The sequence below is a fragment of the Rhodoligotrophos defluvii genome, assembly GCF_005281615.1.
Lineage (GTDB): Bacteria > Pseudomonadota > Alphaproteobacteria > Rhizobiales > Im1 > Rhodoligotrophos > Rhodoligotrophos defluvii.
Map to the genome: position 1 here is coordinate 209,449 of NZ_SZZM01000001.1, position 24,722 is coordinate 234,170.

28 protein-coding genes are annotated in these 24,722 nt (G+C 63.8%); 23 read left to right on the forward strand and 5 right to left on the reverse strand.

Going from position 1 to position 24,722, the window contains the following annotated elements:
- The first annotated feature begins 12 nt into the window (after window positions 1-12).
- From E4P09_RS00960 to E4P09_RS25820, 21 genes are all read left to right on the forward strand, one after another.
- Window positions 13-732, forward strand: coding sequence for an ABC transporter permease (locus E4P09_RS00960; RefSeq protein ID WP_137387725.1), 720 nt, complete (start codon window positions 13-15; stop codon window positions 730-732).
- Window positions 732-1,457 (forward strand): ABC transporter permease, encoded by a 726-nt coding sequence (locus tag E4P09_RS00965; protein WP_137387726.1) that lies wholly within the window; start codon window positions 732-734, stop codon window positions 1,455-1,457. Before E4P09_RS00960 ends, E4P09_RS00965 begins: the two co-directional genes overlap by 1 nt.
- A complete protein-coding gene (locus E4P09_RS00970) occupies window positions 1,450-2,259 on the forward strand; it encodes an ABC transporter ATP-binding protein (RefSeq protein WP_137387727.1) in 810 nt (269 codons plus the stop codon). Before E4P09_RS00965 ends, E4P09_RS00970 begins: the two co-directional genes overlap by 8 nt.
- 67 nt (window positions 2,260-2,326) lie before the next feature.
- A complete protein-coding gene (locus tag E4P09_RS00975; RefSeq protein WP_137387728.1) occupies window positions 2,327-3,715 on the forward strand; it encodes an aspartate aminotransferase family protein in 1,389 nt (462 codons plus the stop codon).
- A gap of 275 nt (window positions 3,716-3,990) precedes the next feature.
- On the forward strand, window positions 3,991-4,749 hold the full coding sequence (locus E4P09_RS00980; RefSeq protein WP_170984159.1) for a GntR family transcriptional regulator: 759 nt from the start codon (window positions 3,991-3,993) through the stop codon (window positions 4,747-4,749).
- A gap of 397 nt (window positions 4,750-5,146) precedes the next feature.
- The gene (locus tag E4P09_RS00985; RefSeq protein WP_137387730.1) at window positions 5,147-6,082 is read left to right on the forward strand and encodes a MurR/RpiR family transcriptional regulator; all 936 of its coding nucleotides are present in this window, start codon (window positions 5,147-5,149) and stop codon (window positions 6,080-6,082) included.
- A gap of 145 nt (window positions 6,083-6,227) precedes the next feature.
- Window positions 6,228-7,382, forward strand: coding sequence for a cobalamin-independent methionine synthase II family protein (locus tag E4P09_RS00990; RefSeq protein WP_137387731.1), 1,155 nt, complete (start codon window positions 6,228-6,230; stop codon window positions 7,380-7,382).
- Window positions 7,383-7,510: 128 nt separating this feature from the next.
- On the forward strand, window positions 7,511-8,752 hold the full coding sequence (locus tag E4P09_RS00995; protein ID WP_170984160.1) for an ABC transporter substrate-binding protein: 1,242 nt from the start codon (window positions 7,511-7,513) through the stop codon (window positions 8,750-8,752).
- Window positions 8,753-8,789: 37 nt separating this feature from the next.
- The gene (locus E4P09_RS01000; protein WP_137387733.1) at window positions 8,790-9,656 is read left to right on the forward strand and encodes a branched-chain amino acid ABC transporter permease; all 867 of its coding nucleotides are present in this window, start codon (window positions 8,790-8,792) and stop codon (window positions 9,654-9,656) included.
- Window positions 9,653-10,687 (forward strand): branched-chain amino acid ABC transporter permease, encoded by a 1,035-nt coding sequence (locus tag E4P09_RS01005; RefSeq protein WP_137387734.1) that lies wholly within the window; start codon window positions 9,653-9,655, stop codon window positions 10,685-10,687. The genes E4P09_RS01000 and E4P09_RS01005 overlap by 4 nt, the downstream gene beginning before the upstream one ends.
- A gap of 6 nt (window positions 10,688-10,693) precedes the next feature.
- Window positions 10,694-11,431: an ATP-binding cassette domain-containing protein gene (locus E4P09_RS01010; protein ID WP_137387735.1), complete on the forward strand. Its 738-nt coding sequence runs from the start codon at window positions 10,694-10,696 to the stop codon at window positions 11,429-11,431.
- Window positions 11,428-12,129: an ABC transporter ATP-binding protein gene (locus tag E4P09_RS01015; RefSeq protein WP_170984161.1), complete on the forward strand. Its 702-nt coding sequence runs from the start codon at window positions 11,428-11,430 to the stop codon at window positions 12,127-12,129. The genes E4P09_RS01010 and E4P09_RS01015 overlap by 4 nt, the downstream gene beginning before the upstream one ends.
- Before the next feature lie 85 nt (window positions 12,130-12,214).
- Window positions 12,215-13,054, forward strand: a complete 840-nt coding sequence (locus tag E4P09_RS01020) for a phosphodiesterase (protein WP_137387737.1) — start codon at window positions 12,215-12,217, stop codon at window positions 13,052-13,054.
- A 168-nt stretch (window positions 13,055-13,222) separates the two neighbouring features.
- Window positions 13,223-13,318 (forward strand): pyrroloquinoline quinone precursor peptide PqqA, encoded by a 96-nt coding sequence (pqqA, locus tag E4P09_RS01025; protein ID WP_137387738.1) that lies wholly within the window; start codon window positions 13,223-13,225, stop codon window positions 13,316-13,318.
- Between the two features lie 16 nt (window positions 13,319-13,334).
- Window positions 13,335-14,246: a pyrroloquinoline quinone biosynthesis protein PqqB gene (pqqB, locus tag E4P09_RS01030; RefSeq protein ID WP_137387739.1), complete on the forward strand. Its 912-nt coding sequence runs from the start codon at window positions 13,335-13,337 to the stop codon at window positions 14,244-14,246.
- Complete coding sequence (gene pqqC, locus E4P09_RS01035; RefSeq protein ID WP_137387740.1) at window positions 14,243-15,028, forward strand: pyrroloquinoline-quinone synthase PqqC; 786 nt, start codon at window positions 14,243-14,245, stop codon at window positions 15,026-15,028. Before pqqB ends, pqqC begins: the two co-directional genes overlap by 4 nt.
- The gene (gene pqqD, locus E4P09_RS01040; protein WP_137387741.1) at window positions 15,006-15,305 is read left to right on the forward strand and encodes a pyrroloquinoline quinone biosynthesis peptide chaperone PqqD; all 300 of its coding nucleotides are present in this window, start codon (window positions 15,006-15,008) and stop codon (window positions 15,303-15,305) included. Before pqqC ends, pqqD begins: the two co-directional genes overlap by 23 nt.
- Window positions 15,302-16,426: a pyrroloquinoline quinone biosynthesis protein PqqE gene (gene pqqE / locus E4P09_RS01045; RefSeq protein WP_137387742.1), complete on the forward strand. Its 1,125-nt coding sequence runs from the start codon at window positions 15,302-15,304 to the stop codon at window positions 16,424-16,426. The genes pqqD and pqqE overlap by 4 nt, the downstream gene beginning before the upstream one ends.
- Window positions 16,427-16,446: 20 nt before the next feature.
- Window positions 16,447-17,313, forward strand: coding sequence for a TIGR02587 family membrane protein (locus E4P09_RS01050; RefSeq protein WP_137387743.1), 867 nt, complete (start codon window positions 16,447-16,449; stop codon window positions 17,311-17,313).
- 33 nt (window positions 17,314-17,346) lie between these two features.
- Window positions 17,347-17,793, forward strand: coding sequence for a hypothetical protein (locus E4P09_RS01055; RefSeq protein ID WP_137387744.1), 447 nt, complete (start codon window positions 17,347-17,349; stop codon window positions 17,791-17,793).
- A gap of 228 nt (window positions 17,794-18,021) precedes the next feature.
- Window positions 18,022-18,663: a hypothetical protein gene (locus E4P09_RS25820; RefSeq protein WP_170984162.1), complete on the forward strand. Its 642-nt coding sequence runs from the start codon at window positions 18,022-18,024 to the stop codon at window positions 18,661-18,663.
- A 138-nt stretch (window positions 18,664-18,801) separates the two neighbouring features.
- On the opposite strand, the gene E4P09_RS01065 is transcribed toward E4P09_RS25820, so the two are convergent.
- From E4P09_RS01065 to E4P09_RS01085, 5 genes are all read right to left on the reverse strand, one after another.
- Window positions 18,802-19,926, reverse strand: coding sequence for a mandelate racemase/muconate lactonizing enzyme family protein (locus tag E4P09_RS01065; RefSeq protein WP_137387746.1), 1,125 nt, complete (start codon window positions 19,924-19,926; stop codon window positions 18,802-18,804).
- Window positions 19,923-20,765, reverse strand: coding sequence for an amino acid ABC transporter ATP-binding protein (locus E4P09_RS01070; protein WP_137387747.1), 843 nt, complete (start codon window positions 20,763-20,765; stop codon window positions 19,923-19,925). Before E4P09_RS01070 ends, E4P09_RS01065 begins: the two co-directional genes overlap by 4 nt.
- On the reverse strand, window positions 20,762-21,421 hold the full coding sequence (locus tag E4P09_RS01075; protein ID WP_137387748.1) for an amino acid ABC transporter permease: 660 nt from the start codon (window positions 21,419-21,421) through the stop codon (window positions 20,762-20,764). The genes E4P09_RS01070 and E4P09_RS01075 overlap by 4 nt, the downstream gene beginning before the upstream one ends.
- Window positions 21,418-22,086 (reverse strand): amino acid ABC transporter permease, encoded by a 669-nt coding sequence (locus E4P09_RS01080; RefSeq protein WP_205041984.1) that lies wholly within the window; start codon window positions 22,084-22,086, stop codon window positions 21,418-21,420. The genes E4P09_RS01075 and E4P09_RS01080 overlap by 4 nt, the downstream gene beginning before the upstream one ends.
- Window positions 22,087-22,147: 61 nt before the next feature.
- Complete coding sequence (locus tag E4P09_RS01085; protein ID WP_205041985.1) at window positions 22,148-22,993, reverse strand: substrate-binding periplasmic protein; 846 nt, start codon at window positions 22,991-22,993, stop codon at window positions 22,148-22,150.
- A 113-nt stretch (window positions 22,994-23,106) separates the two neighbouring features.
- Between E4P09_RS01085 and E4P09_RS01090 the strand changes: the two genes are divergently transcribed.
- Both E4P09_RS01090 and E4P09_RS01095 read left to right on the forward strand, forming a co-directional pair.
- Window positions 23,107-23,832, forward strand: a complete 726-nt coding sequence (locus tag E4P09_RS01090; RefSeq protein WP_170984163.1) for a GntR family transcriptional regulator — start codon at window positions 23,107-23,109, stop codon at window positions 23,830-23,832.
- Window positions 23,829-24,602: an SDR family NAD(P)-dependent oxidoreductase gene (locus E4P09_RS01095; protein ID WP_137387751.1), complete on the forward strand. Its 774-nt coding sequence runs from the start codon at window positions 23,829-23,831 to the stop codon at window positions 24,600-24,602. Before E4P09_RS01090 ends, E4P09_RS01095 begins: the two co-directional genes overlap by 4 nt.
- Window positions 24,603-24,722 lie beyond the last annotated feature (120 nt).

A 24,722-nucleotide genomic window follows, 5' to 3' on the forward strand; every position in this document is an offset into this window, starting at 1 on the left:
GGGCAATACAGTGTGCAGCTGAGCTATTTCGAGCTCGTCGGTTTCGGCCCGAATGGCTGGGGATCGGCCCTTCTCATCGCAACCTGTATGACGATTGCAGTGGCCACTTGCGGCTTTCTCGTGGGCTCGGTGATCGGAACAATCGTGGCTTGGGGAAAGATCGCCGGGAATGTTGCCCTAAGATGGCTTGCGGACGGCTACACGACGGTGCTGCGGGGCATTCCCGATCTGCTTGTGATCTATCTGTTCTATTTCGGAGGCAGCGCCGGCTTGAGTGCGATCGGTCGGCTGTTCGGCGCCGAGGGATTTGTCGGCGTCCCGGCATTCGTGACCGGGGCTCTCGCGATTGGTGTGATTTCCGGGGCCTATCAGGCGGAAGTGTTTCGCGGCGCCTATCAGGTCGTCAGCCGGGGCGAGCTCGAGGCGGCGCGCTCCGTGGGCATGCATCGGTGGCTCATGTTCCGCCGCATCATCATCCCGCAAGTCTTGCGCTACGCGATTCCCGGCCTCGGCAATACATGGCAGCTCGTGCTCAAGGAATCGGCATTGATTTCCGTGACCGGACTGGTTGAGCTGCTACGCCAGTCATATATCGCAGCGGGATCGACCCGCCGTCCGTTCGATTTCTACATTACAGCGGCGATCCTTTATCTCTTCGTCACCTGGGTCTCGACCTATCTCTTCCAACGTGCCGAGACCTATTCCATGCGCGGCCTGCGGAGGACCTCCTGATGGATTTTGCCTTCATGGGGGAGACCTTCGTGAACCTCCTCAGAGGCGTGCCGCTGACCCTGAACCTGGCCTTCGTATCTCTCGCGCTGGGTAGCGCGCTCGCCCTGCTGCTTGCGCTCATGCGGTTGTCGGGCGTGAAAATCCTCGACTGGCCCGCGCGGGCCTATGTCTTCGTGTTTCGTGGCACACCCCTGCTCGTCCAGATCTTCCTGATCTATTACGGGCTCGGTCAGTTCCGTTCGGTTCTGGATTCGATCGGCCTCTGGGGCTTTTTCCGTGAAGCATATTGGTGCGCGGTTTGCGCCTTGATGCTCAACACGGCCGCCTATTCAAGCGAGATCATTCGCGGCGGCCTGCAAGCTGTTCCGCAGAACGAGATTGAGGCCGCGCGCGCGTGCGGCATGTCCGGCTTCCTGCTTTTCCGCCGCATTATCTTTCCGATTGCTGTCCGCCAGGCGCTTCCGGCCTATGGCAGCGAGATCATCCTGATGGTGAAAGCAACCTCCCTGGCCTCCGTCATCACCATGATGGAAGTGACCGGCATCGCCGCCAAGCTCATCGCGCAAAGCTTCCGGGTGATCGAAATCTTCGTGGTCGCGGGCCTGATCTATCTCGCCATCAATTTCGTCATGACGCGCATCATCATGGCCATCGAGTGGTGGCTATCGCCCCATCTGCGCCGTCCTCCTGCTGTCGAGCCGCGTCTGGAGGCTGCCCATGTCTGATGCAGCTGCATCATTCTCACCTCAAAAAGTGCCGTCTCAAGCTGTCCCGGCCGTGTCGATCAGAAACCTGCGCAAGAGCTTTGGCTCTCTCGAAGTCCTCAGAGGCATATCGCTGGAGGCCATGGAGGGGGACGTCATTTCCATTCTCGGCGCATCGGGTTCCGGCAAGTCCACCATGCTTCGCTGTATCAACCTCCTGGAAGTGCCAGATTCCGGGGAGATCCGCATCAAAGGCGAGATGATCGGACTGAAACAGGGCAAGCGAGGCGTGCAAGCCGCCGATCAGCGGCAGGTGGATCGCATCCGCTCGCGGGTGGCGATGGTATTCCAAAGCTTCAATCTCTGGTCGCACATGACCATCCTCGAGAATGTGATCGAGGCGCCTGTTCACGTGCAGAAGCGCCCGCGCGCCGAATGTATCGCGGAGGCCGAGGCGCTGCTTGCGAAAGTCGGTATTGCGGAGAAGCGCAATCAGTATCCTTCGCATCTGTCCGGTGGTCAGCAGCAGCGCGCGGCCATTGCACGCGCCTTGGCCATGCATCCGGACGTGATGCTGTTCGACGAGCCCACCTCGGCGCTCGATCCCGAGCTTGTCGGCGAAGTGCTGCGGGTCATGCGGTCGCTTGCCGAGGAAGGCCGCACGATGCTCGTCGTCACCCACGAAATGGGTTTTGCCCGCGACGTGTCGAACCGGGTCGTGTTTTTGCACAAGGGCGTGGTCGAGGAGGAAGGGTCTCCGGCAGAGGTGTTCGGCGCCCCCAAATCCGAACGCTTCCAGCAGTTCATCTCAAGTCATCGCTAATCGACATCGAGCCGAACACTCAAAGGCAGTGCGCTCGCCCGGTTTACTCGCAAGAACAGGAACGATCATGAACGAACATCCGAACTCCATTCGCGCCCGCGACATCGCACACGTCCTCCACCCCTATACCAACGCGCAGGTGCATGAGAAGGAGGGGCCACTCGTCATCACGCGTGGTGAGGGGATCTATGTCTTTGACGACGATGGAAACCGCTATATCGAGGCGCTTGCGGGGCTCTTCTGCGCATCCCTCGGGTTCAGTGAGGAGCGGCTGGTTGATGCCGCGGCCCGGCAAATGCGCACGCTGCCCTTCTACCATACGTTCGGCCATAAATCGAACGAGCCGGTGGTCGAGCTGGCCGAAAGACTTCTCGCGCTGGCGCCGGTGCCGATGTCGAAGGTCTTCTTTGCGAATTCCGGATCCGAGGCCAACGATACGGCCATGAAGCTGGTCTGGTATTATCACAATGCCACGGGACAGCCGGCCAAGAAGAAAATCATCTCACGGATGAAGGCTTATCATGGCGTCACCATCGCATCAGCCAGTTTGACCGGCTTGCCGAACAATCATCGAGACTTTGACCTGCCCATCCCGCAGGTTCTTCATACGGACTGTCCTGGATATTACCGTTTCGGCAAGCCGGGCGAGACGGAGGAAGAGTTTGCCACCCGATGTGCCCAGTCGCTCGAAGACCTGATCGAGCGCGAGGGGGCGGATACGATCGGCGCGTTCTTCGCCGAGCCGGTGATGGTCTCAGGTGGGTGCATCGTACCGCCGCGCAGCTATTTCGAGAAGATCCAGAACGTCCTGCGCAAGCACGACATCCTGCTGATTGCCGATGAGGTCATCTGCGGGTTCGGCCGTACAGGGAATATGTTCGGCTGTGAGACCTTCGGCATCCAGCCAGACATGATGACCATGGCAAAGCAGCTCTCAGCCGCCTATCAGCCGATTTCGGCGCTGATGATCAACGAAAAGGTCTATCAAGCCGTCGTGGATGAGAGCGGCAAGATCGGCACCTTTGGCCATGGTTTCACCTATAGCGGCCACCCCGTTGCCGCAGCGGTCGCATTGGAGACGTTGAAGATCTACGAGGAGCGTGACATCCTCGGTCACGTGCGCCGCGTCGCGCCCCTTTTTCAGGATGGGCTGCGCATGCTTGGCGAACATCCGCTCGTTGGCGAGGCCCGCGGCGTGGGCCTCGTCGGCACATTGGAGCTCGTGATGGACAAGGCGTCGAAAGCGACTTTCGATCCGGCGCTGGGGGTTGCCGCCTATGCCGGCAAGCGCGCTCAGGCGCATGGGGTGATCACAAGGGGCATCGGCGACAACTTCAACCTCTGCCCGCCCTTGATCATCACGGAACCTCAAATCAACGCGCTGATGGAGAAGGCAAAGCTGGCCCTCGACGACACACTTCGGTGGGTGGAGATGGGATTTCCAGGGCATGGCTGAGGATCGAAGCCCGGCGGCATGATAAATGCGGGGGCATGCGCCTTGTCGGCTGGTTCTTCGGAGAATTGACGCCGAACCGCCGCTCGACTATTGCATACAATCTGGAATTAGAAGCGTCTTTGAACATGAGACTCGCTCGCCCCTGAGGGACTCACTCATCTCAAGAGGAGATGATCTCCGCCCGTTGCTCCTCTCCTCCCAGGTGCCGATGCGCAATGCAGGCCCGGCTTTGCACCCGGCCATACAGGCCTCGCCTACCCCAGGGATCCCCTCGTATGAACACAGCTGCCGTTCACCCGAAAAGAAAGGCACCGCATGCAGGCGGAGGTGCCCTCAGGCGCCATGCCTATGAGACCTTGAAAGGCATGATCCTGTCGGCAAACTTTCACCCGGGTGAAAGGCTCTCGGAGTTGCGCCTGTCCGAGATGATCGGCGTGAGCCGTACGCCTCTGCGCGAAGCGCTCATGCTTCTTGAAGCTGAAGGCCTTGTCATCGGCAAATCGAACAGCGGCTATTCCGTCCTCCATTTTGATCCGCGCAGCATCCGCGATCTGCTCATCGCGCGCGAAGGGCTCGATGGCTATTCGGCGGAGATCGCGTGCCGGATGGCGACAGAGGACGATTTCGAGCAGCTGAGGCGCGTGATGGCCGATATCGAGGAGCTCGCCAGACGAGACCAGGCCGAGCCGGTTGAGATCGCCCGGAAGCTCGAACTCGGCCTGAAGGTTCATGAGGTGATCGCGGCAGCAACAAAGAACACCGTCATTCAAGACATGACGCGACGGCTTTATGAGCAGCTCCAAGCTGCCTTGTGGCTCGAGGTGTTATGGCTTACCTCATCCTGGACCGATGCCATCGTCCAGCACCGCGCGATCGTCGATGCCGTGCTGGCGCGCGATGTGCCACGAGCGATCGAAGCGGCTCGAGAGCACGTGCGTGATTCATTGCGAAACATGGCGCGCATTGAAGAGCTATATGAAGGACGGCGCCGTCTATTTGAACCGCTGGCGCCACGATCAGACCATCAGGCGTGAGCCTGGCAAGTCCATAATAGGCTGTTGAGAGGTGCCTGTCGGGGGAAAACTCCCGGCTTGTGGCCCTGGATGCCGGCTCAAGGCCGGCATGACGGTTTGGACGTTGAGTTGCACCACCGTCATCACCCGGCTTGACCGGGTGATCCAGGGCCCCGCAGGGAAAGCTTGTGCCGTGTGGCCCTGGATGCCGGCTCAAGGCCGGCATGACGGGCGTGTTACAGCCATCTCCGTCATTGCAGCGCTCGACGCGGCAAGCCGGGGCCCCTGGGGAAAGCTCTCAGCTTGTGGCCGCACGAAGGTGCGAGATATTCTTAACAACCAAGCCTTTGGATTTGAAATCGTCACAGATGGCGTCGATAAGCATGGCCCGAAGGAATGCGACTCGGAAGGCGTAGACATGGGAAAGCAGGATTCATCGGCAGCTCGCCCGCAGAACCGCGAGCGCGGCGGCGCGGAAGGAGGCGCGGCGGCTGACGGCTCCCTCGGTGCGCTGGACGGGATCATGCAGCGCATCCAGGTGATCCAGGCTTCTTTGCCGCCGGTCGGCCGGCGGATTGCGGCTTTTGTCAGCGAGCATGCCGATGACGTCGTCCACATGTCCATCACCGAGGTGGCCGAGCGGATCGGCGTCTCCGAAGGAAGCGTCATCGGCTTCTGCCAGCAGATCGGCGCGCGCGGCTTCCAGCAGCTGAAGCTCGCCCTTGCCCGCGACCTGGTCCGACCGGTCCAGTTCATCCACGAGGACCTCGAACGCGGCGACGACACCGCGACCGCGATCACCAAGATCTTCAGGAGCGGCCTGCAGGCGCTGGAGGACACGATGCGCGCGGTCGACCCCGTGCAGATGAAGCGGGCGGTCGACATGATCCTTGCCGCCGACCGCGTGGAAGTGTTCGGAATCGGCAGCGCGGCGCCGATTGCCCAGGACGCGCATTACCGGATGATGCGCATCGGCCTCGACGCGCGGGTCCATGTCGACAGCCATATCCAGGCGATCAGCGCGTCACTGACGGGACCGAACGTGGCGGTGATCACCATTTCGCATTCGGGCAGCACCGTGGAGACGGTCGCCGCCACCCGCCTTGCCAAGGAAGCGGGCGCCAGGACGATCTGCGTCACGAATTTCGGCCGTTCGCCGATCCAGAAATATGCCGATGTGGTCCTGCATACGGTCGCGAAGGAGACGATGTTCCGGACCGAGGCGATGACCAGCCGCATCGCGCAGCTTGCCGTGATCGATGCCCTCGTCGCCTGCCTGGCGCTCGAGACCTATGACGAGGCCGTGGGCACGCTGCAGAAGACGTTCGACGTCCTCTCCATCAAGCGGCTGTAAGGCGGCATTTCAGGCAACCTCGGCCCCGCCGATTGAGATAAACTCATTTTTTAACCGAGCCCCTCCTACGCTTTTTACATAAAGATGTCATATCCAGCCCTTAAAGAAGGTGCCGACGGTCAAGTTCGGACACAGGAGAGGGGCAATGAAGCGCAGCGTCGACAGGATCTTGACAACCCATGTCGGGAGCTTGCCGCGTCCCGCGGCACTGGCCGAGGCGATCGTGAAGCATGATCGCGGCACGTTGACGCCGGCCGAGGCGGAGGCGCTTCCGGGGCAAATCCGCGAGACGGTGGCCGAACTGGTCGGCAGGCAGATCGATGCCGGCCTCGACATCGTCAATGACGGCGAGGCGAGCAAGATCGGCTATGCCACCTATGTCCGCGAGCGGCTCACCGGCTTCGAAGGCAAGGGCGGCGGGCTGACGATCTGGGACCTTCACGACGTGCCGGAGTTCGCGCAGCGGTCACTAGAAGGCCTCGATCCGGCGACCCCCGCCTGCACGGGGCCGATCGAATACCGCGGGCACGCCGCTCTCGATACGGATATTCAGAACCTCAAGGCGGCGTCCAACGGGCGGGACGTTTCGGACCTCTTCATGACCGCGGCGTCGCCGGGCGTGATCGCCATCTATCTGGAGAACCAGCACTATCCGACGGATGAGGCGTATTGGGAGGCGATCGCCGAGGCCATGCGCGCCGAATACGAGTCGATCGTGGCGGCAGGCCTCGTCCTGCAGATCGATGCTCCCGATCTCGCCATGGGCCGTCACGTCAGCAAGGCGCTGCACAGCATCGAGGATTTCCGGCGCGACGTGGCGCGGCGCGTCGAAATCCTTAACCACGCGACCCGCAACATCCCTTCCGAGCGCTTCCGGCTGCATCTGTGCTGGGGCAATTATCACGGGCCCCATCACCACGACGTGGCGCTGGCTGATATCGTCGAGATCATCCTGCGCTCCAAGGCCGGCGCGATCTCGTTCGAGGGCGCCAATCCACGCCACCAGCACGAATGGAGAATATGGGAGGAGGTTTCGCTCCCCGACGACAAGATTCTCATTCCCGGCGTGATCGACACCTGCACGAGCTATGTCGAGCACCCCGCCCTGATCGCCGAACGCATCGAGCGCTACGCGAGCATCGTGGGGCACGAGCGGGTGGTCGCCGGGACGGACTGCGGCTTCGCCAATTTCGCCTCCTACGAGATCGTCGACCCGAAGATCGCCTGGATGAAGCTCGCCGCCCTTGCGGAGGGTGCAGCACTCGCGTCACGAAACCTGAGGCTGCGCGACGCCGCTTAAGCCCGCGCCGCCCCCTGGGCCGGGCAGCCCCGTCAATCGAACGGATCGAAGCGAGGGACGCGGGCCCGCGTCGCCTCGAATGCACCGACGCGCCGCAAACGCCGAGCGCTTCCATGGAGAGTGGACCAATGAGAATTTCCCGCAGGTCTCTGTTGCAGTCGGCGCTGGTGGGGTCGGCAGTCGCCTCGGCTGGCATCTTGTCCAGGATCGCACCGGCGATCGCCCAGTCGGATACGGTGGCCGTCGGCTCCCTTCACGACCTTTCCGGCGGCACCGACGTCTATGGCGTTCCCTCGCACATGTGCATGAAGGTTGCCATCGACGAGATCAACGCTGCCGGCGGCCTGCTCGGCAAGAAGATCGAGCTCAAGACCTATGACGGCCAGTCGGACATCAAGAACTATCCGCAATATGCGCAGCAGGCGGCCTTGCGGGACAAGGTGGTGATGGTGCAAGGCGCCATCATCGGCGCCGAGCGCGAGGCAGCGCGTCCGGTCCTGCGCCGCTATAAAGTGCCCTTCTTCTACGGCACCATCTATGAAGGCGGCCTCTGCGAGGCGAACGCCATCTCTGTCAATACGGGAAGCGACCAGCAGGCGATCCCGCTCCTGGAATGGTCGTTCAAGAATCTCGGCAAGAAGGTCTTCTATATCGGTGCCGACTACATCGCGCCGCGCAACATCGGCATCTGGACCAACTACCTGGCCAAGCAGAACGGCGGCGAGGTGGTTGGCGAAGACTACTATCCCCTGGACGTGACCGACTTCAGCACCGCTATTGCCAAGATCCAGGCCGCCAAGCCGGACTATGTCCATTCCTGCCTCGTCGGCGGGCCGCACATGTCCTTCTACCGCCAGTGGGCGGCCGCCGGAATGCTGCACAAGATCCCGATCGTGTCGGTGGTCTTCGGCGGCGGCAACGAGCACATGGTGCTCACCCCCGACGAGACCGACGGCATCATCGCCGCCTACAACTATTTCGAGGAACTGGACACGCCGGAGAACAAGGCCTTTCTCGATCGCATCAACGCCGCGGTCGGCCCCGAGCGGCCCTACATCAACGGCATCGCGATCGGTGGCTATATCGGGCCGATGATCTGGGCGGAGGCGGTGAAGAAGGCGGGAAGCTTCGAGCGCGACGCGCTGATGGCCGCCTTTGCCGACAATATCGAATGGCACGGGCCAAGCGGCCGGATGGTGGTCGAAGGCGCGACCCACAGCACGCAGCAGGACATGCACATCATGCAGGTCAAGGACCGCAAATGGCACCATCTCGCCACCTGGGAACAGGTACGGCCGTATGGTTTTGAGGGTCGCTGCGATCTGAAGGCCAATCCGGGCAACACGGAAATCCTGGTTCCGGTCGTCTGACCGGAACCGTCCCGCCGAATCGGGAGGCCTTGAGCCTATGGACCAGCTCGTCGTGCTCCTCATCGCGGTTGCGACCAGCGTGGCGCTTCTGGCCCTGGTCAGCCTCGGCCTCGCGATCATCTTCGGCATGATGCGGGTCATCAATTTCGCCCATGGCGAATTCATCATGCTGGGCGGCTATGCGACCGTCCTTTCCGCCAACCATGGCGTCAATATCTGGGCGGCGATCTTCGTGGTCGCACCGGCAACGGTTGCGGCCGTCGGTCTCGTTGCGGAGCGGCTGATCGTGCGCCGCTTCTACGGGCAGACGGTGATGACGCTGCTGGCGACCTGGGGCTTGAGCCTCTTCCTGATCGGCGCCGTCACCGCGCTCTTCGGCAACACCACGCACGGCGTGGCGGCGCCGCTTGGTAGTGTCGCGCTCGGCGCCTACTCCGTCAGCGCCTATCAGCTCGTGCTCATCGCCGTTGTCGCGGTGCTGATCGTGGCGAGCCTCGTGGCCCTGAACCGCACGTCCTGGGGGCTTGTCGCCCGCGGCACGATGCAAAACCCCGAAATGGCCTCCACGCTCGGCATCGACCCAAAGCGGGTCTATGCGGTCACCTTCACGGCCGGCGCCGCCCTCGCCGGATTGGCGGGTGGGCTGCTCGCGCCCATATCCGGCGTCATCCCCCATATGGGTGCAAGCTATGTGGCGCGCGCCTTCGTTACCGTCATCAGCGGCGGCACGGCCATGGTGACGGGGATGATCTCGGCCGCAGCGCTCTTCGGGCCCATCGAGGCACTCCTGTCTTTCGCCACGACGCCCGTGATCGGCCAGGCCGGCCTGCTCGTGGCGGCCGTCATCCTTCTGCGCCTGATGCCGGAGGGCATCTCGGGCCGCTTTTCGGGGCGACGCACATGACCGGGATTCGTCGGCACGCGGCGGCTGTCGCCTTCTTCGGCCTGCTGATCGCCTTCGCGGTGGCCGGACCCTGGATCTTCGAGCTCTTCGCCCTGTTGCAGCTCTCCACCTTCTCGGCGCTGGCGCTCGCCACGCTGGGGCTCGCCTTCGTGTGGGGGTCCATGGGCATCCTGAGTTTTGGCCATGCGGCCTTCTTCGGGCTCGGGGCCTATGCCTATGCCATAACCGTCCTCAACCTCGCCGACAGCACGCTCGCGCTGCCCCTGGCCATTCTTACGCCGGCGCTGTTTTCGCTCCTGCTCGGATATTTTCTGTTCTTCGGCCGCGTGGGCGACGTCTACCTGGCCGTCATCACGCTCTGCGTGACGCTGATCCTGTTCAGCTTTATGAACTCGACCTCGGATCCCTCCTATCGGATCGGCTCGGCCATGCTGGGCGGGTTCAACGGCATCAACGGCGTGCCGCCCCTCAATTGGCCCGGCGAGCCCGACGCGTTCCTTTCGCCCGAAGCGATGTTCCGCTTCTGCTTCGTCATCCTGGCGCTCGTCTATGGCCTCCTTTACCTGCTGCGCCTCAGCGCTCCCGGCCGCATCATGGTCGCCGTGCGCGAGAACGAGCTCCGCAGCCAGCTCCTCGGCTATGATACGCGCCTCTACAAGATGGCGGGCTTCACCGTCAGCGCGGCCATCGCCGGCCTGGCCGGTGCGCTTTTCACGGCGAATGCGGGTTTCGTCGGCCCGACTGTCTTCGGCCTCAACCAGGCCTCTCAATTCCTGCTGTGGGTGGTGGCGGGCGGCCTCGGAACGCTCGCCGGGCCTCTGGTGGCGAGCTTTGTCTTCCAATATCTGGCGAACCATCTCGGCACGAGCCAGCTCATCAACACCTCGCTGGTTTTCGGAGCGATCATCATCTTCCTCGTGCTCCTCATGCCGCGCGGCATCCTGCCGGCCGCTCAAGCGGCCTGGGTCGCCGCCATGGTTGGCCGCGACGCGTGCCGCTCGACCAGCCTGACGCCACCGCGGCACTGGTGACCCGCAATGACTGATGCGCCGATCCTGCGGACGGAGAAGCTCACCTGCCGCTTCGGCGGCGTGGTGGCGGTCAACAGCGTCGATCTCACCGTCACTGAAGGCGAGCTGCGGTGCCTGATCGGACCCAACGGTGCGGGCAAGAGCACGCTGTTCAAGTGCCTGACGCACCAGCTCCGGCCGACGAGCGGCAGCATTCTGCTGAATGGGCGGAATCTTGATGGCTATCACCCGCATCAGATCGCGCGCATGGGTGTCGCGATCAAGAACCAGGTCCCGAGCGTTTATGGCGGGCTGAGCGTGCGCGAGAACATCTGGCTTGCCGGCAAGCGGTCGCATCCCCGGCCGGGCCTCGACGACACCGTCGACTGGGCGCTGGATGAGATCGGCTTTGCTGATCCCCGCGATTTCTCCAGGATGGTCGACGAGCTGTCGCATGCGCACCGGCAATGGGTGGAGCTCGGCATGCTCCTGGTGACGCGCCCCGTGCTGGGGCTGCTCGACGAGCCCGCCGCCGGCATGACGCGGGACGAAATGCTGAAAACCGTCGGCCTGATCAGGCGGCTCAATCAGCGGTCCACGATCATCGTCGTCGAGCACGACCTCGAGTTCATCTCGCTCCTGGCCAAGCGGGTGACGGTGCTGCACCGCGGCGCGATCCTGGTGGAAGACACGATGGACAACATTCTCCGCAACCCGACGGTGCGCGAGATCTATCTGGGGTCACAATGGCAGCCGGCCCCATGATGCTTTCGGTCCGCAATGTCAGTGCCGGATATGGGAAGGCGCCGGTGCTGCGCAACGTGACCCTCTCCCAGAACGAGGGCGAGATCCTCGGCATTGTCGGCCACAACGGCATGGGCAAGACCACGCTGCTGCGCGTGCTGATGGGCCTGATCGCCGTCGAGCGTGGCTCCATCGCCTTTGCCGGAGAGGCGGTCGAGGCGCTGCCGCCGCATCGCCGCAGCCGGATGGGGCTCGCCTATGTGCCGCAGGGAGGGCAAGGTTTCCCGGACTTGACCGTTGCGGAGAGCCTCAGGCTCGCGGCTGCCGCGGGATCATGGCGCGCCAGAAAAACGGTGGACGAGGTCGTCAGCCTGTTCCCAAAGCTCGGGCCGCTGCTTTCGCGCCGCAGCTCGGCCTTGAGCGGCGGTGAGCGCCAGATGCTGGCGATCGCGCGGGCGGTGATCCGGTCGCCGCGGCTGCTCCTGTTGGACGAGCTATCGGAAGGCGTGCAGCCGTCGGTCGTCGAGGAGCTGGCCGAGCGGCTTCGCGAGCTCCATGCCAAGGAAGGGATCAGCATCCTGATCGTCGACCAGGAGCTCGCCTTCGTCGCCTCCCTCGTGAACCGGGCCTATGTGATGCAGAAGGGTCAGCTGGCGCGAGAGGTTTCACCGCGCGATCTCGCAGATCCGGAAATCCTGGGCGTATTCGGCATGGCATGACAATGGCTCACGCGCCAATCCCTTCTTCCGGCCTTTTCCATGCCGGCGTCGCATGGCTCCTGCAAGCCCTGAATGAGGTTCAAGAATGAAGATCGTTCATCTGTCGGACACGCACATCGTCGCCGCGCCGGCCATGCTCTACGGGCTCGATCCTCGCGAGCGCTTCCGGCTCGCGGTCGGGCACATCAACGCCCACCATGCCGATGCCGCGCTCTGCGTCGTGACCGGCGACCTCGCGCACTGGGGAGAGCCCGACGCCTACGAAACGTTCCGCGGCATCGCCGGTGAATTGATCCCTCCGGTGGCCCTGCTCATCGGCAACCATGACGATCGGGCGACGTTCACGGCGTGTTTCCCTGACGCCCCCCGTGATCAGAACGGCTTTGTCCAATCATCGCGGCCTGTGGGCGGCCACACCCTGCTGACGTTGGATACGAAGGGCGAAGAAGGTCATGCCGGCGCTTATTGCAGCGCCCGTCTCGCCTGGCTGGAGACAGAGCTTGCCGGGGCGGCAGGGCCCGTTCTCATATTCATGCACCATCCACCATTCGCGGTCGGCATCGCTCGAATGGACGAGATCGCGCTCGCCGACCGGAAGGCGTTTGCCGAGATCGTCAAACCGCATGCACACCGGATCAGCCACCTTTTCCTGGGGCATCTTCATCGGCCGGTCGCCGGCAACTGGCTAGGCATTCCCTTTACCGTCGTGCGCAGCATCAACCACCAGGTCGCTCTGCGCTTCGGCGCCGAGGAGAAGGAGGTGTTCGGCTGCCAGGAGCCGCCTGCCTACGGCGTTGCAATCTTGGGCGAGGACGGGCTGGTGGTGCACGGGTGCGACTTCCTCAATGCCTCGTCAGATTTTTCGCTGGACGTCGATGAGCTGAAAGGCCGGTCGCACGCCACGGAGATGCCGGCCCCGGCGTGATGAATGCGGCCGAGGCGAGTTGCCCCGCCCAGAGGTCCGCGTGGAGGACGTGCTCATCTTCGCCTGTAGCCGCATGCCAATCACCGTGTGCAACTATTCGTTGGCGCCGACGCTTTCTGGTGGAAGGCGAAAACATTCCCAATGCCACCCACCCGAATGGAGGGACGTATGGTCTGGCGCGCACCGAGGTTCATCGAAGTCAGCTGCGGCATGGAAATCAACGGCTATGCGCCTGCGGACGGAGACGAGCCGCCGTTCTTTTGAGAGCTGACCGGCAGAGTTGAACGTGAGCGTCGACTTGCGCGTGCTCGTGTTGGGTGCGGCCGCTGGCGGCGGGCTTCCGCAGTGGAACTGTGGCTGCACGAATTGCGCCGCGGCCCGCGACCCCGGATCCGGCGTGACGCCGCAAACGCAATCCTCGCTGGCGGTGAGCGCCGATGGTTACGGCTGGGCGCTGCTCAACGCTTCGCCCGACATCCGCCAGCAGATCGAGCTCAATCGGCAGCTTCACCCGCGCGCACGGCGCGACAGCCCGATCAGGAGCGTGCTTCTCACGAGCGGTGATGTCGACCATATCGCCGGATTGCTCGTGCTGCGCGAGAGGCAGCCTTTCGACCTGTTCGTGACAGCGGCGCTTGCCGATATCCTCGATCGGAACCCGCTGTTTCGCGTCCTCGACCGGGACTGCGTGCACCGCAGGACGATCAGCCTCGACACCGCCTTCACCCTGATCGACGGCATCGAGGCGACGCTGTTCTCCGTCCCTGGCAAGGTGCCCCTCTTCATGGAAGGCGATCCATCCGCGCTGGCGCACGAAGGCGAGCAGACTGTCGGCGTCGAGATTAACGCCGCCGGCAAGCGCGTTTGCTACATACCGGGCTGCGCGGAGCTAACGGATCGCCTGGCCGACCGTATCCGCGGCAGCGACGTGGTCTTCTTCGATGGTACCGTTTTCCGCGATGAGGAGATGATTGCCGCCGGGGTCGGCGTAAAGACCGGCCGCCGCATGGGCCACATGGCGATCGGCGGCCCCGGCGGCAGCTTGCAAGCCCTCAGTGGGCTCGGCATCGGCAGGATTGTCTACATACACATCAACAACACCAATCCCGTGTGGCGCTTTGGTCCCGAGAGGGCCAGCGTGGAGGCTGCCGGATGCGAGATCGGGCATGACGGCATGGAGGTCGTGCTGTGAAGCCGCCGCTCTCGCGCGAGGCCTTCGAGCAACGGCTCCGCGCGGTTGGCGCTGCACGCTATCACGACAAGCACCCCTTTCATCAGATGCTGCATGGCGGCGACTGCACGATGACGCAGGTGCGCGCCTGGGTGATCAACCGCTACTACTATCAAAGTCGCATCCCGATGAAGGATGCCGCGTTCCTTTCGCGCATGGCGGATCCCCAGCTGCGTCGCGCCTGGCGATCGCGGATCGAGGACCATGACGGCGGCTTGAGCGAAGGCGGCGGCATCCGCCGGTGGCTGAGGCTGGCGGAGGCTGTGGGGCTCGATCCCGACTATGTGGCGTCCAGCGAAGGTGTCCTCCCGGCCACGCGGTTCGCGGTCGACGCCTATGTCGCCTTTGTCCGGGAAAGGCCGATGATCGAAGCCGTGGCTGCTTCTTTGACCGAGCTGTTCGCGCCGAAAATCCATGAGGAGCGCATTGCCGGGCTGTTGCAGCACTATGCCTTTGCCGACGAGTCATCACTCGCCTATTTCCGCCAGCGGCTTGAGGAGGCGCCGAAAGACGTTCAACTCGGCCTCTCCTACGTCCTCAAGCATGCGGACACGCGGGAGAAGCAGGATGCGGCGGTAGCGGCGCTGATCTTCAAGACGGATGTCCTGTGGGCGCAGCTGGATGCGCTCTATTCGGCCTATGTGCTGCCTGCACGCATTCCGCCCGGCGGCTGGAACGGACAAGACGGCGTCGCCGGCGCGCGCGCCGAGGGAGCAGCCGATGAGCTTCGAGAGCACGACTAGGGTCACCGGCGCCACCGTTGCGCGACTCGCCCGCGGCGTGCGGCTGCGCGACGACCCGGTCCGCGGCCGGAAGGTGCTGCTGGCACCGGAGCGCGCGCTGGCGCTCGACGACATCGCCCTGAGGATCCTCGAGGCCTTGGACGGCGAGCGTTCGATCGACCGTATCGCCGCCGATTTCGCCCGCGCGTTCAATGCCCCGCCGGAACAGATCGCCGGCGATATCATCGGTTTCGTTCAGGCCCTTGCGGATCGGCGCATGCTGGAGATCGTCTCATGAGTGCCGCCGACACGACCGAGAGGCCGCGAACGCACGGCGCCGAGCAAGTGCCACCGCCCATGGCGCTCCTAGCCGAACTCACGCACCGATGCCCGCTCGCCTGCCCCTATTGCTCAAATCCGCTCGACCTGGCGCATGCCAAGGACGAACTCTCCACCGAGGAGTGGGTCGGCACCTTTCGCCAAGCGGCTGATCTCGGTGTGCTGCACCTCCATCTGTCGGGCGGCGAGCCCGCCTCGCGGCGCGATCTCGTTGACCTGACGAAGGCCGCCGTGTCGCTCAACCTCTACACCAACCTCATCACCTCAGGGATCGGCCTGACGGAAAGCCGGGTCGCCGAATTGGCCGCGGCCGGCCTCGATCACGTGCAGCTCTCGATCCAGGGTTCTACCCCGACGATGGCAGACCGGGTGGCCGGCTACGACGGCGCATACCACCGGAAGATGGCCGTGGCCTCCTGGGTGCGCACGGCCGGTCTACCGCTTACGATCAACGCGGTCTGCCATAAGCAGAACATGGACCAGATCCAAGCAATGCTCGATCTAGCCGTCCAGCTCGGCGCCAAGCGCATCGAGATCGCGACCGTGCAGTTCCACGGCTGGGCCGAGAAGAACCGCGCCGCCCTCATACCGACACGGGCCCAGGTACTGCAGGCCAGGCGCACGGTGGAGGACATGCGCGAGCGCCTGAAGGGCGTGCTCGTCATCGACTACGTACCTGCCGATTACTACGCGACATATCCGAAGGCGTGCATGGGCGGCTGGGGCCGGGTTGGCATGACCGTAACCCCGGTCGGAAACGTGCTTCCCTGCCACGCCGCCGAGACAATCCATACGCTGACATTCGACAATGTCCGCCACACGCCGCTCGCGGCGATCTGGTACGAGGGCGCGGCGTTCGAGGCCTTTCGAGGCGATCACTGGATGCAAGAGCCCTGCCGCAGCTGCCCGCGCAAGCACATCGATTTCGGCGGCTGCCGCTGCCAGGCCCTGGCCCTTGCGGGAGATCCGGCAGCGACGGATCCCGTCTGCGTGCGTTCACCGGAACGCAAGGCGCTGACGCAGGCCACCGCAGCAGAAGCGCGCGCGAGCCGCGTTCAATTCGGCTACCGCGGGCGGTAGAGGTATCGAAACGGTGCTCCATGGGACGAAGCAAGGCCGATGCCGAGGAACAGAAGGCTGTCGAGGCGACCGGATCACCCGAGGGAACGTTCGTCGTCGGGCTCGCACGTGGCTTCGGCGGCGCGCTGATCTTCGCGCTGCCGATGCTGATGACCATGGAGATGTGGTGGCTAGGGTTTTATCTCGACCGATTCCGACTGACCCTTCTCCTAGTCCTGAACATCCCCTTGTTGACACTGCTCTCCTACCATGCGGGCTTCGAGGAGACGTTCGAATGGCGCGAAGACTTGCGGGATGCCGCGATCGCCTACGGCATAGGCCTGGTTGCTGCGACGCTGGTTCTGGCCGTCTTGGGCATCATCAGGCTGGATATGCCGCCCGACGAGATCATCGGAAAGATAGCGATCCAGTCCGTTCCGGCGAGCATCGGTGCGCTGCTCGGGCGCAGCCAGCTGGGAGGAAGAAAGGCGAAGCCGGCAAGCAAGACGAAGGAAGAAGCCTATGCGAGCGAGCTGTTCCTCATGGGAATCGGGGCCCTGTTCCTCGGTCTCAACGTTGCTCCGACCGAGGAAATGGTCCTGATCTCCTACAGGATGACGGAATGGCACGGGATCGCCTTGGTGGTGCTTTCCGTGGCTCTGATGCATGGCTTCGTCTATGCGGTCGAATTCAAGGGCGGCAGCGAGCTTTCTCCGGAAACGCCCTGGTGGAGCGCCTTTCTGCGCTTCACACTCGTCGGCTATGCCATCGCTTTGCTGGTGAGCCTCTATGTCCTTTGGACCTTCGGGCGAACCGACGGCGTTGCCGCCGCACAGGTCCTGATGACGGTCATCGTGCTGGCTTTCCCCGCCGCGCTCGGCGCTGCGGCCGCACGGCTGATCCTTTAGCCAAAGCTGTCGGGTGTTGGGACGGAGGTTGCGTTGGGCTCCACTGGGAAGAAAGCTGGCGACAAGGCGGCGCGAGAAGCGCAGACCGGCAACGGGCGGAACAATCCCCAACCCGGCGCAATCGAGTGGGCGACCGGCGCGGCCGCGGCTCTGGCCGTGCTGGCCGTGATCGGGTTCCTCGGTTATCAGGCGTTCAGTTCGCAGACGGCCGTGCCGAGACTGGAGGCCGTGGTGGGACAGATCCAGCCCATGGGACACGCCTTCCACGTGAGCTTCACAATGCGGAACAGCGGAGATGCGACCGCAGCGGGTGTTCTCGTCCGCGGCCGCCTGGTTGATGGAGCCGAACTCATCGAAGAGCGGGAGGTGATCTTCGACTATGTGCCGGCCCACGCCGAACGCCGCGGCGGCTTTATTTTTCAAAACGATCCCAGGACATTCGCGCTGCAGCTCCAGCCCGATGGCTACTCAGAGCCTTAACGCATTTCCGCTTTTTTCTTCGAATCGCCAGGGACGGCAAGATCGGGCTCGAATTTGGCGGTGAGAGCCTTGACGCTTTCGGAACCTCTTGTCTGCGCAGAAATTGATCCGCCGTAGATGGCCGCGACCGACGTCCGGGGTCATCAGGTGTGCAACGGATTGGCCTGGCTCGGTACAGGATGCCAGGCGGGTCCGTCTTCCAATCTAACCACAAGAAGGAGAACAGAGATGCGCACGCTCGCGTCATCGCTCGCATTGGCACTTTTCGTCGTAACGCCGGCCCTTGCGCAAAGCCAGCAGTCGGGCAGCCAGACCAGCTCGGGCCAAGCTGCGCAGCAGACCTCGGTCATGGGGCAGCAGGAGCTCGAGAACACGCTCGAGCAGGCGGGCATTCAGGATGTCCGCACATTGGACGCAGCTTATCTCGTGAAAGCTACGACCAAGTCGGGCAATCAGGTCACCATGGTGGTTGACCCGGCCTTCAGCCAGAACGCCCAGTCCAACCAAGCCGGCAGCATGTCGGGCACGCAGACTGGCACCTCGGGCACGCAGGCTGGCACGTCGGGCACGCAGGCCGGCACCTCGGGCACGCAGGCTGGCACCTCGGGCACACAGGCGGGCACCTCGGGCACACAGGCGGGCACCGCGGGCACACAGGCCAGTGCTCAGCCGCAAGCCCAGCAGCAGATTCGCGACCGGCTGACCTCGGCCGGCTTCAAGAATGTGCAGATACTAGACGCGCTGTATCTGGCCGCCGGCAAGACCCAGAATGGTGCGCAGGTCACCATGTTCATCGACACTCCCGGGCGGACCACCGGTTCGACCGGCACGGGCGGCAGCCAGTCGAGCAGTGGCTCTTCGGCTCAGTGACCTTGAGGTCAAGGTACAAGGGAAAGCGGCGGCCGATCGGATGCCGCTTTCCAATTCCGAAGGTGCTTCCGGCGGCGCGATCGAGGTCTCAACCGAAACCCGCCGCCGGTCGGCCTCGGCGGAAAATCACAGGCCGGTTCAGCGCGACCCCACCGCATAGGTCATCAGGGTCGCCTTCTCGATCGCCGGCCAGTCGATGCCGATGCCGAGGCCTGGACCTGCCGGCGCGTGGACGAAGCCCTCCTTGTCGGTGCGGATGACGTCGAGCGCGCCGTATTCGAAGGCGGGGTAAGGGGTGGGCTGCTCGAAGAAATCACAGTTCCGGTAGGCCAGCATCAGATGCAGATTGGCCGCCTGGGTGAGGGTATAGCCCCAGCACTGCAGCTCGCAGGTCATGCCATTGGCTTCCGCCAGGCTCATGATCTTGCGGGTGGGCGTGATGCCGCCGGCAATGGTTGCATCCACCCGCAGCGCGCTCCAGCAGCCCAGCTTGATCGCTTCAGCCATCACGCTCAGATCCAGAATGCTGTTGCCGGCCGGTATGATCGGGATCGTGCTTTTCTCGCGCAACTGGCGATAGCCGTCGAGATCCACATCCGGCAAGGGCGCCTCGAACCAGGTGAGATCATAGGGTGCGAGCTGGCGAACGGCGCGGAAGGCCTGGGCGCGCGTGTAGCGTTGCTCCACATCGAGCATGAAGTCCATCTGCCCGCCATAGGCCTCGTGCACGGCGGCAACCATGGGAATGTCACGCTCCGGATCGCACCAGCAGTGATATTTGACCGCCCGGAATCCCTCCTCCTTGAGCGTCCCGACGAACTCCACATAGTGCTCCCGGCTCTCCAGCAAGGGTGTGCTGGCATAGGACCGGACCTTGTGCCGCGCCCCGCCCAGAAACTGATAGAGCGGCAGCCCGGCGTGCTTCGCCGCGAGGTCCCAAAGCGCGATATCGATCAGCGAGAGCGCCTGCGGCACCTGGGGCGTGTTAAGGGTCTTGAGCTGATGCCACAGTGCCTCCCGCTCAAGGGGCGAGCGACCGATCACCTCCGGGAGCAGGTACTTCAAGGTCTCCGCCACGGAGAGGTCGAACTGGTGCGAGGTGATCATGACCGCGCCCGCCACACCCTCCAGGCCGCCACGCGTCCTCAGCCGCAGAATCGCGTTGGGCATGAACTGTTCCGACATGTCGTGAGCCCAGGTGTAGCGCTCGGTGTCGGGTCCCACCGTGTAGACATCGGCCCGATCGATCGTCAGGTCCTTCATTTCGTGGTCTCATCCGCTGCGGTTAGAGGAATGGCCTGGTCCAGGCTCTCGCCATGCCAGCCGAGATGCGAGAGGAATTCGCGGGTGCGGGGCACCTGGGCGGCCTCGAAGATCTGCTTCGGCGGCCCCTGCTCGACAATGCCGCCGCGGTCGAACACCACCACCCAGTCGGCGACGCGCTTGGCGAAATCCATTTCGTGCGTGACCACCACCATGGTCATGCCCTCATCGGCAAGGCGCTTCATCACGCTGAGCACCTCGCCAATGGTTTCGGGATCGAGCGCCGAGGTCGGCTCGTCGAACAGCATCAGCTTCGGCTCCATGGCCAGGGCGCGGGCAATCGCCACCCGCTGCTGCTGACCGCCCGACAACTCAGCCGGATGCTTATGAGCATGCTCACCGAGCCCCACCTTGGTGAGAAGCGACAGGGCCCGGGCTTCGGCCTCTTCCCGGCTGATGCGAAGCACGGTGACCGGGCCCACGGAGACATTGCGGAGCACTGTCAGATGAGGAAATAGCTCGAAATTCTGGAAGACCATACCCATGTGCCGGCGCACGTGGCGGACGGCGGCGCTTCGCGCGTCAACCGGCTGCCCTTCGAACAGTATGGTGCCGGCGTTCACCGTCTCGAGCCCGTTGGCGCAGCGCAGGAGTGTGGACTTCCCCGAGCCCGATGGGCCGATGAGGCACACGACCTCGCCGAGATGAACCTGGAAGCTGATGTCGCGCAGCACTTCGACGGTCCCATACGACTTGTGCAGGTGCTCGAAGCGCAGGATCGGCGGCCGGTCGGCGTTCAGGCGCAGGGAAGGTGATGATGGGCAGGTGCCGTCGGTCATTCGTGAACCTTGAAGCGGCGATAGATCCAGTCGACCAGCTTGGCTTGAGGATAGCCCATCAGCCAGTACAGGCCGGCCATGGCGGTGAGCACTTCGAGAATGCGGTAGGTCTGAGCGCGGATCTGCAGCGAGACATAAGAGAGATCGGCGACCGCGATGACGGACACGAGGGACGTGTCCTTGAACAGGGATACCCAGGTGCTGGCGAGCGCGGGCAGCACCCGCATGGTGGCCTGCGGCAGGATGATCTTCCGCGCGACCTGGGACTTGGTCATGCCCAGCGCATAGGCGGCGTTCCACTGCCCTTTGCGGATGGACTGGATGCCGGCCCGGAACGTCTCAGAATTGAAGGACGAGATATTGAGGGTCAGGCCGACCAGGGCGGTGGTGAAGGCGGACATGCGGATGTCGAGCGCCACGGGGAGGACGTAGAACGTCCAGTAGATCTGGAGGATCAGGGGCGTGGCGCGGAAGAACTCCACGATGGCGGTGGCCGGCATGCTGATCAGTCGGTAAGGACTCATGCGCATGAAGGCCAGCAGCAGGCCGCCGGGGATGGCCAGCAGCATGGTCAGCACGGTCAGGGTGACCGTCATCGCCGCGCCTTGGAGGAATTGCCAGCGATAGTCCCAGACCACGGACCAGTCGAGGGTCATGAGGCCCCCAGCGGCGCGAGCCGGCGATAGATCGCGTCCACCCCGCGTGCCACGGGATAGCAGAGCAGGAAATAGACCAGCATGGCCGCGGTGTAGATCTCGATCGGCCGGAACGTCTGGCCTGCCACGATCTGAGATTGCCGCAGGAGCTCGGGAACGGCGATCACCGAGGCGATGGCGCTGTCCTTGATGGCGATGACAAAAAGCGACCCGAAGGCCGGCAGCATACGGATGACCGCCTGGGGCAGGATGATCTCGCGGATTGCCTGCCAGGGTGACATGCCGAGCGCCAGGGCGGCGCGCATCTGCCCCGGGCGGACGGACCCGAGGCCGGCGCGGATCACTTCGGAAACATAGGCGCCGAGATGCAGCCCGAGTCCCAGGATGCCCGCGAGCAGCGCGTTGAGGGAATGGCCGATCAGCAGCGGAAAGGCAAAATAGACCCAGACCAGGACCGCCAGGACCGGGATCGCACGCATTGAATCCACGTAAAGCCCGAGCGCGCTGTCGACGACCCGGCCGCCGTAGGTGCGCGCGGCTCCGACCGCCAGGCCGATCACCAGCCCAAGGAGAATCGACGAGACGCTGAGCAGGATCGTGACGCCGAGGGCGCGCGCAAGGAACTGCCAGCTGTTCGTGATCGGCGAGATATCGAAGTCCATCATCTCACCCCGGCGCGAGGCGGCACGGCGCAACCCCTGCGCCGCACCACACCACCAGCAAGCCTCAGCTGCCCGCCTTCAGCAGCTTGATCTCCTCGGCTTCCACCTGGTCCTTGATGCTGTCATGGACGGCCTGCAGCCAGTCACGGAACTTGGGATCGCTCTTGCCGACGGCCAATCCAACGCCGGTCGCCATTTCGTTGCTCTTCAGGCAGTCGTCGCCCAACGGCACCACCATCAGGCCCTTCACCGAGGCGTTCAGCTTGGGCCAGGCCACATTATCGACCGAGGTGAAATCGGCGCGCTTGGAGAGAATCTCCTCGATGGGCGCATTCGCGCCGGAGCCGGCGACAGCCCGGAATTCAACATTCTCGAACCGGGTCGGCGCCCATGTCTCCGGCGGCGTTCCGGTGAAGAAGGCATAGACGAGACCCTTCTTGTCGAGGTCGTCCACAGTCTTGGCATCCTTGATCTTGGGGTTGTCGGCGAGGCCGACGAAGCACAGGCTCGACCGCGAATAGACGATGAAGTCCACCACCTTCTCGCGCGCCGGGGTGACGGCGAGGGGTGCGATGCTGATATCCGCCTCGCCGGTGGCGAGGATCGGCACCTTGGTCTCGTGGCTCACGGGAACCACCTGGAGCTCGACGCCCAGGCGCTTCGCATATTCCTTGGCGAGAAGCCAAGCCGGCCCCGAATACTGCTCACCGGAGCCGGTGGTATTCTCGGGAAGCCAGGGGAATTCGCCGATGGCGGCGACCCGCAAGGTACCCCGTTCCTTGATCGCGTCGATCTTCTTGCTCTGCCCCGGGGCGGGCACATCGGTCGGGTCAGCCCATGCGGGGCTGCCTGCCAAACCCGCAATCACCATCAGCGCCCCGAGCCCCTTCATCCACCGCGTCATGGCCATATGCCGTCTCCCTAGGTCTGGGCGGCCGGGCCGCCCCTATTGCGCGCAGTTCTTCTTGTGGCGCATACAAGCTAAATGTATACATAAAAACAAAACCGCTTCAAGGACAGTCTATGACACCGGAACTCGCCGCGGCCGGCCTAGCAAAACTCAGCACGGAGGATGGCGCCGAGAGAGATCTCACCGTGCCCTTCCTGCGGGCGCGGAGCCTTGCGGACCAGGTTGCGGACGCCATCACCAACGCGATCGCGCAGGGCCACATCCGGCCCGGCCAGCGGCTGATCGAGACGGAGCTTGCCAGAGGCCTCGGCGTGAGCCGCATTCCCATCCGCGAGGCGGTGAAGATGCTGGCCGCCCAGGGCATCGTGGACACGTCCCCCCACCGCGGCACGTTCGTGGTGGAGTTCGACGAGGCACGCATCGACAGGATCTGCGCCGTTCGCGTCGCCCTCGAGCGGCTGGCCGGCCGGGAAGCGGCGCAAGTCTATGCGGCGGAGCCCCAGCGCCTGTCGCGGCTCGATGCGATCATCGACGACCTCTCGCGGGCGGCAGCGGCCGGCGATTGGATCGCGGCGAGCCGGGCGGACCTCGCGTTTCACCGCGAAATCTGCGCGGCGTCCGGAAACGACATCGTCGCCAAGCTGTGGGAGACCATCGCGCGGCACGTGCTGATCATCTTCGGCCGCGAGGTTCTGCATGAACGCGACGGAACCAATCTGGCCCGACAGCACCGTGCCCTGCGCGATACCTTGGCCAGCGGTGAGGTCGATGCGATCGATCGCGAGATCGAAAGCCACATCATGCGGCTGCGGAACATGCAGAAAGAAGGCGGGACATGACGGGAGCCCTGGAGCGTTTCTCGCTGACCGGCAAGGTCGCCCTGGTGATCGGCGGCTCGAGCGGCATCGGGCGTGAAATCGCCCTGGGCTTTCGCGAAAGTGGCGCCCGCGTCGTTGCCGTGGGCAAGACCAAGGCCAAGGTCGACGCAGTCGTCGACGCGCTGAGAGAAACCGATACGGGGTCGGCAGGCCACGCGGTCGATGTGGCGGATCTCGCAGAGCTCCGGCGCATGGTCGATGCCGTCACGACGGAACACGGCCGCATCGACATTCTGGTCAATTCGCAGGGCACGACGACACTCAAGCCGGCGGAGGACTTCGCGCCGGGGGACTACTGCCGTATCATGGACGTCAATCTGAGGAGCGTGTTCTTCGCCTCGACGGAGGTGGGCCGTGGCATGCTCTCGCGCGGCCAGGGCTCCATCATCACCATCGCTTCGATCGCCTCGTTCCTGGGTTTCCAGAACACCGCGCTCTATACCATGAGCAAGTGGGGCGTCCTGGGCATGACACAGGCGCTGGCTGCCGAATGGGCGGGGCGCGGCGTACGGGTCAATGCGATCGCGCCCGGCTTCGTCATGACGGTGCTGAACAGGGACAAGATGGGCGCAGAGCGGAAGGAGAATGCATTGCGCCGGACGCCGATGGGCCGCTTCGGCAAAACCGAAGACCTCGTCGGTGCCGCGGTGTTTCTAGCCTCCGACAGCAGCAGCTACGTGACCGGCGAAACCATCAGAGTGGACGGCGGCTATTGCGCTGCCGGCCTGTGATCAGCCGGCAGGGCAAGCCGTTGATTGGCTGGCCCACGGGTGGTGATGTATCGGTGGTCAAGCCCTTGTGGGGGTTTACGGAAACGACCGAAAGTGTTCGGGAAAGACGATGATGAAGAT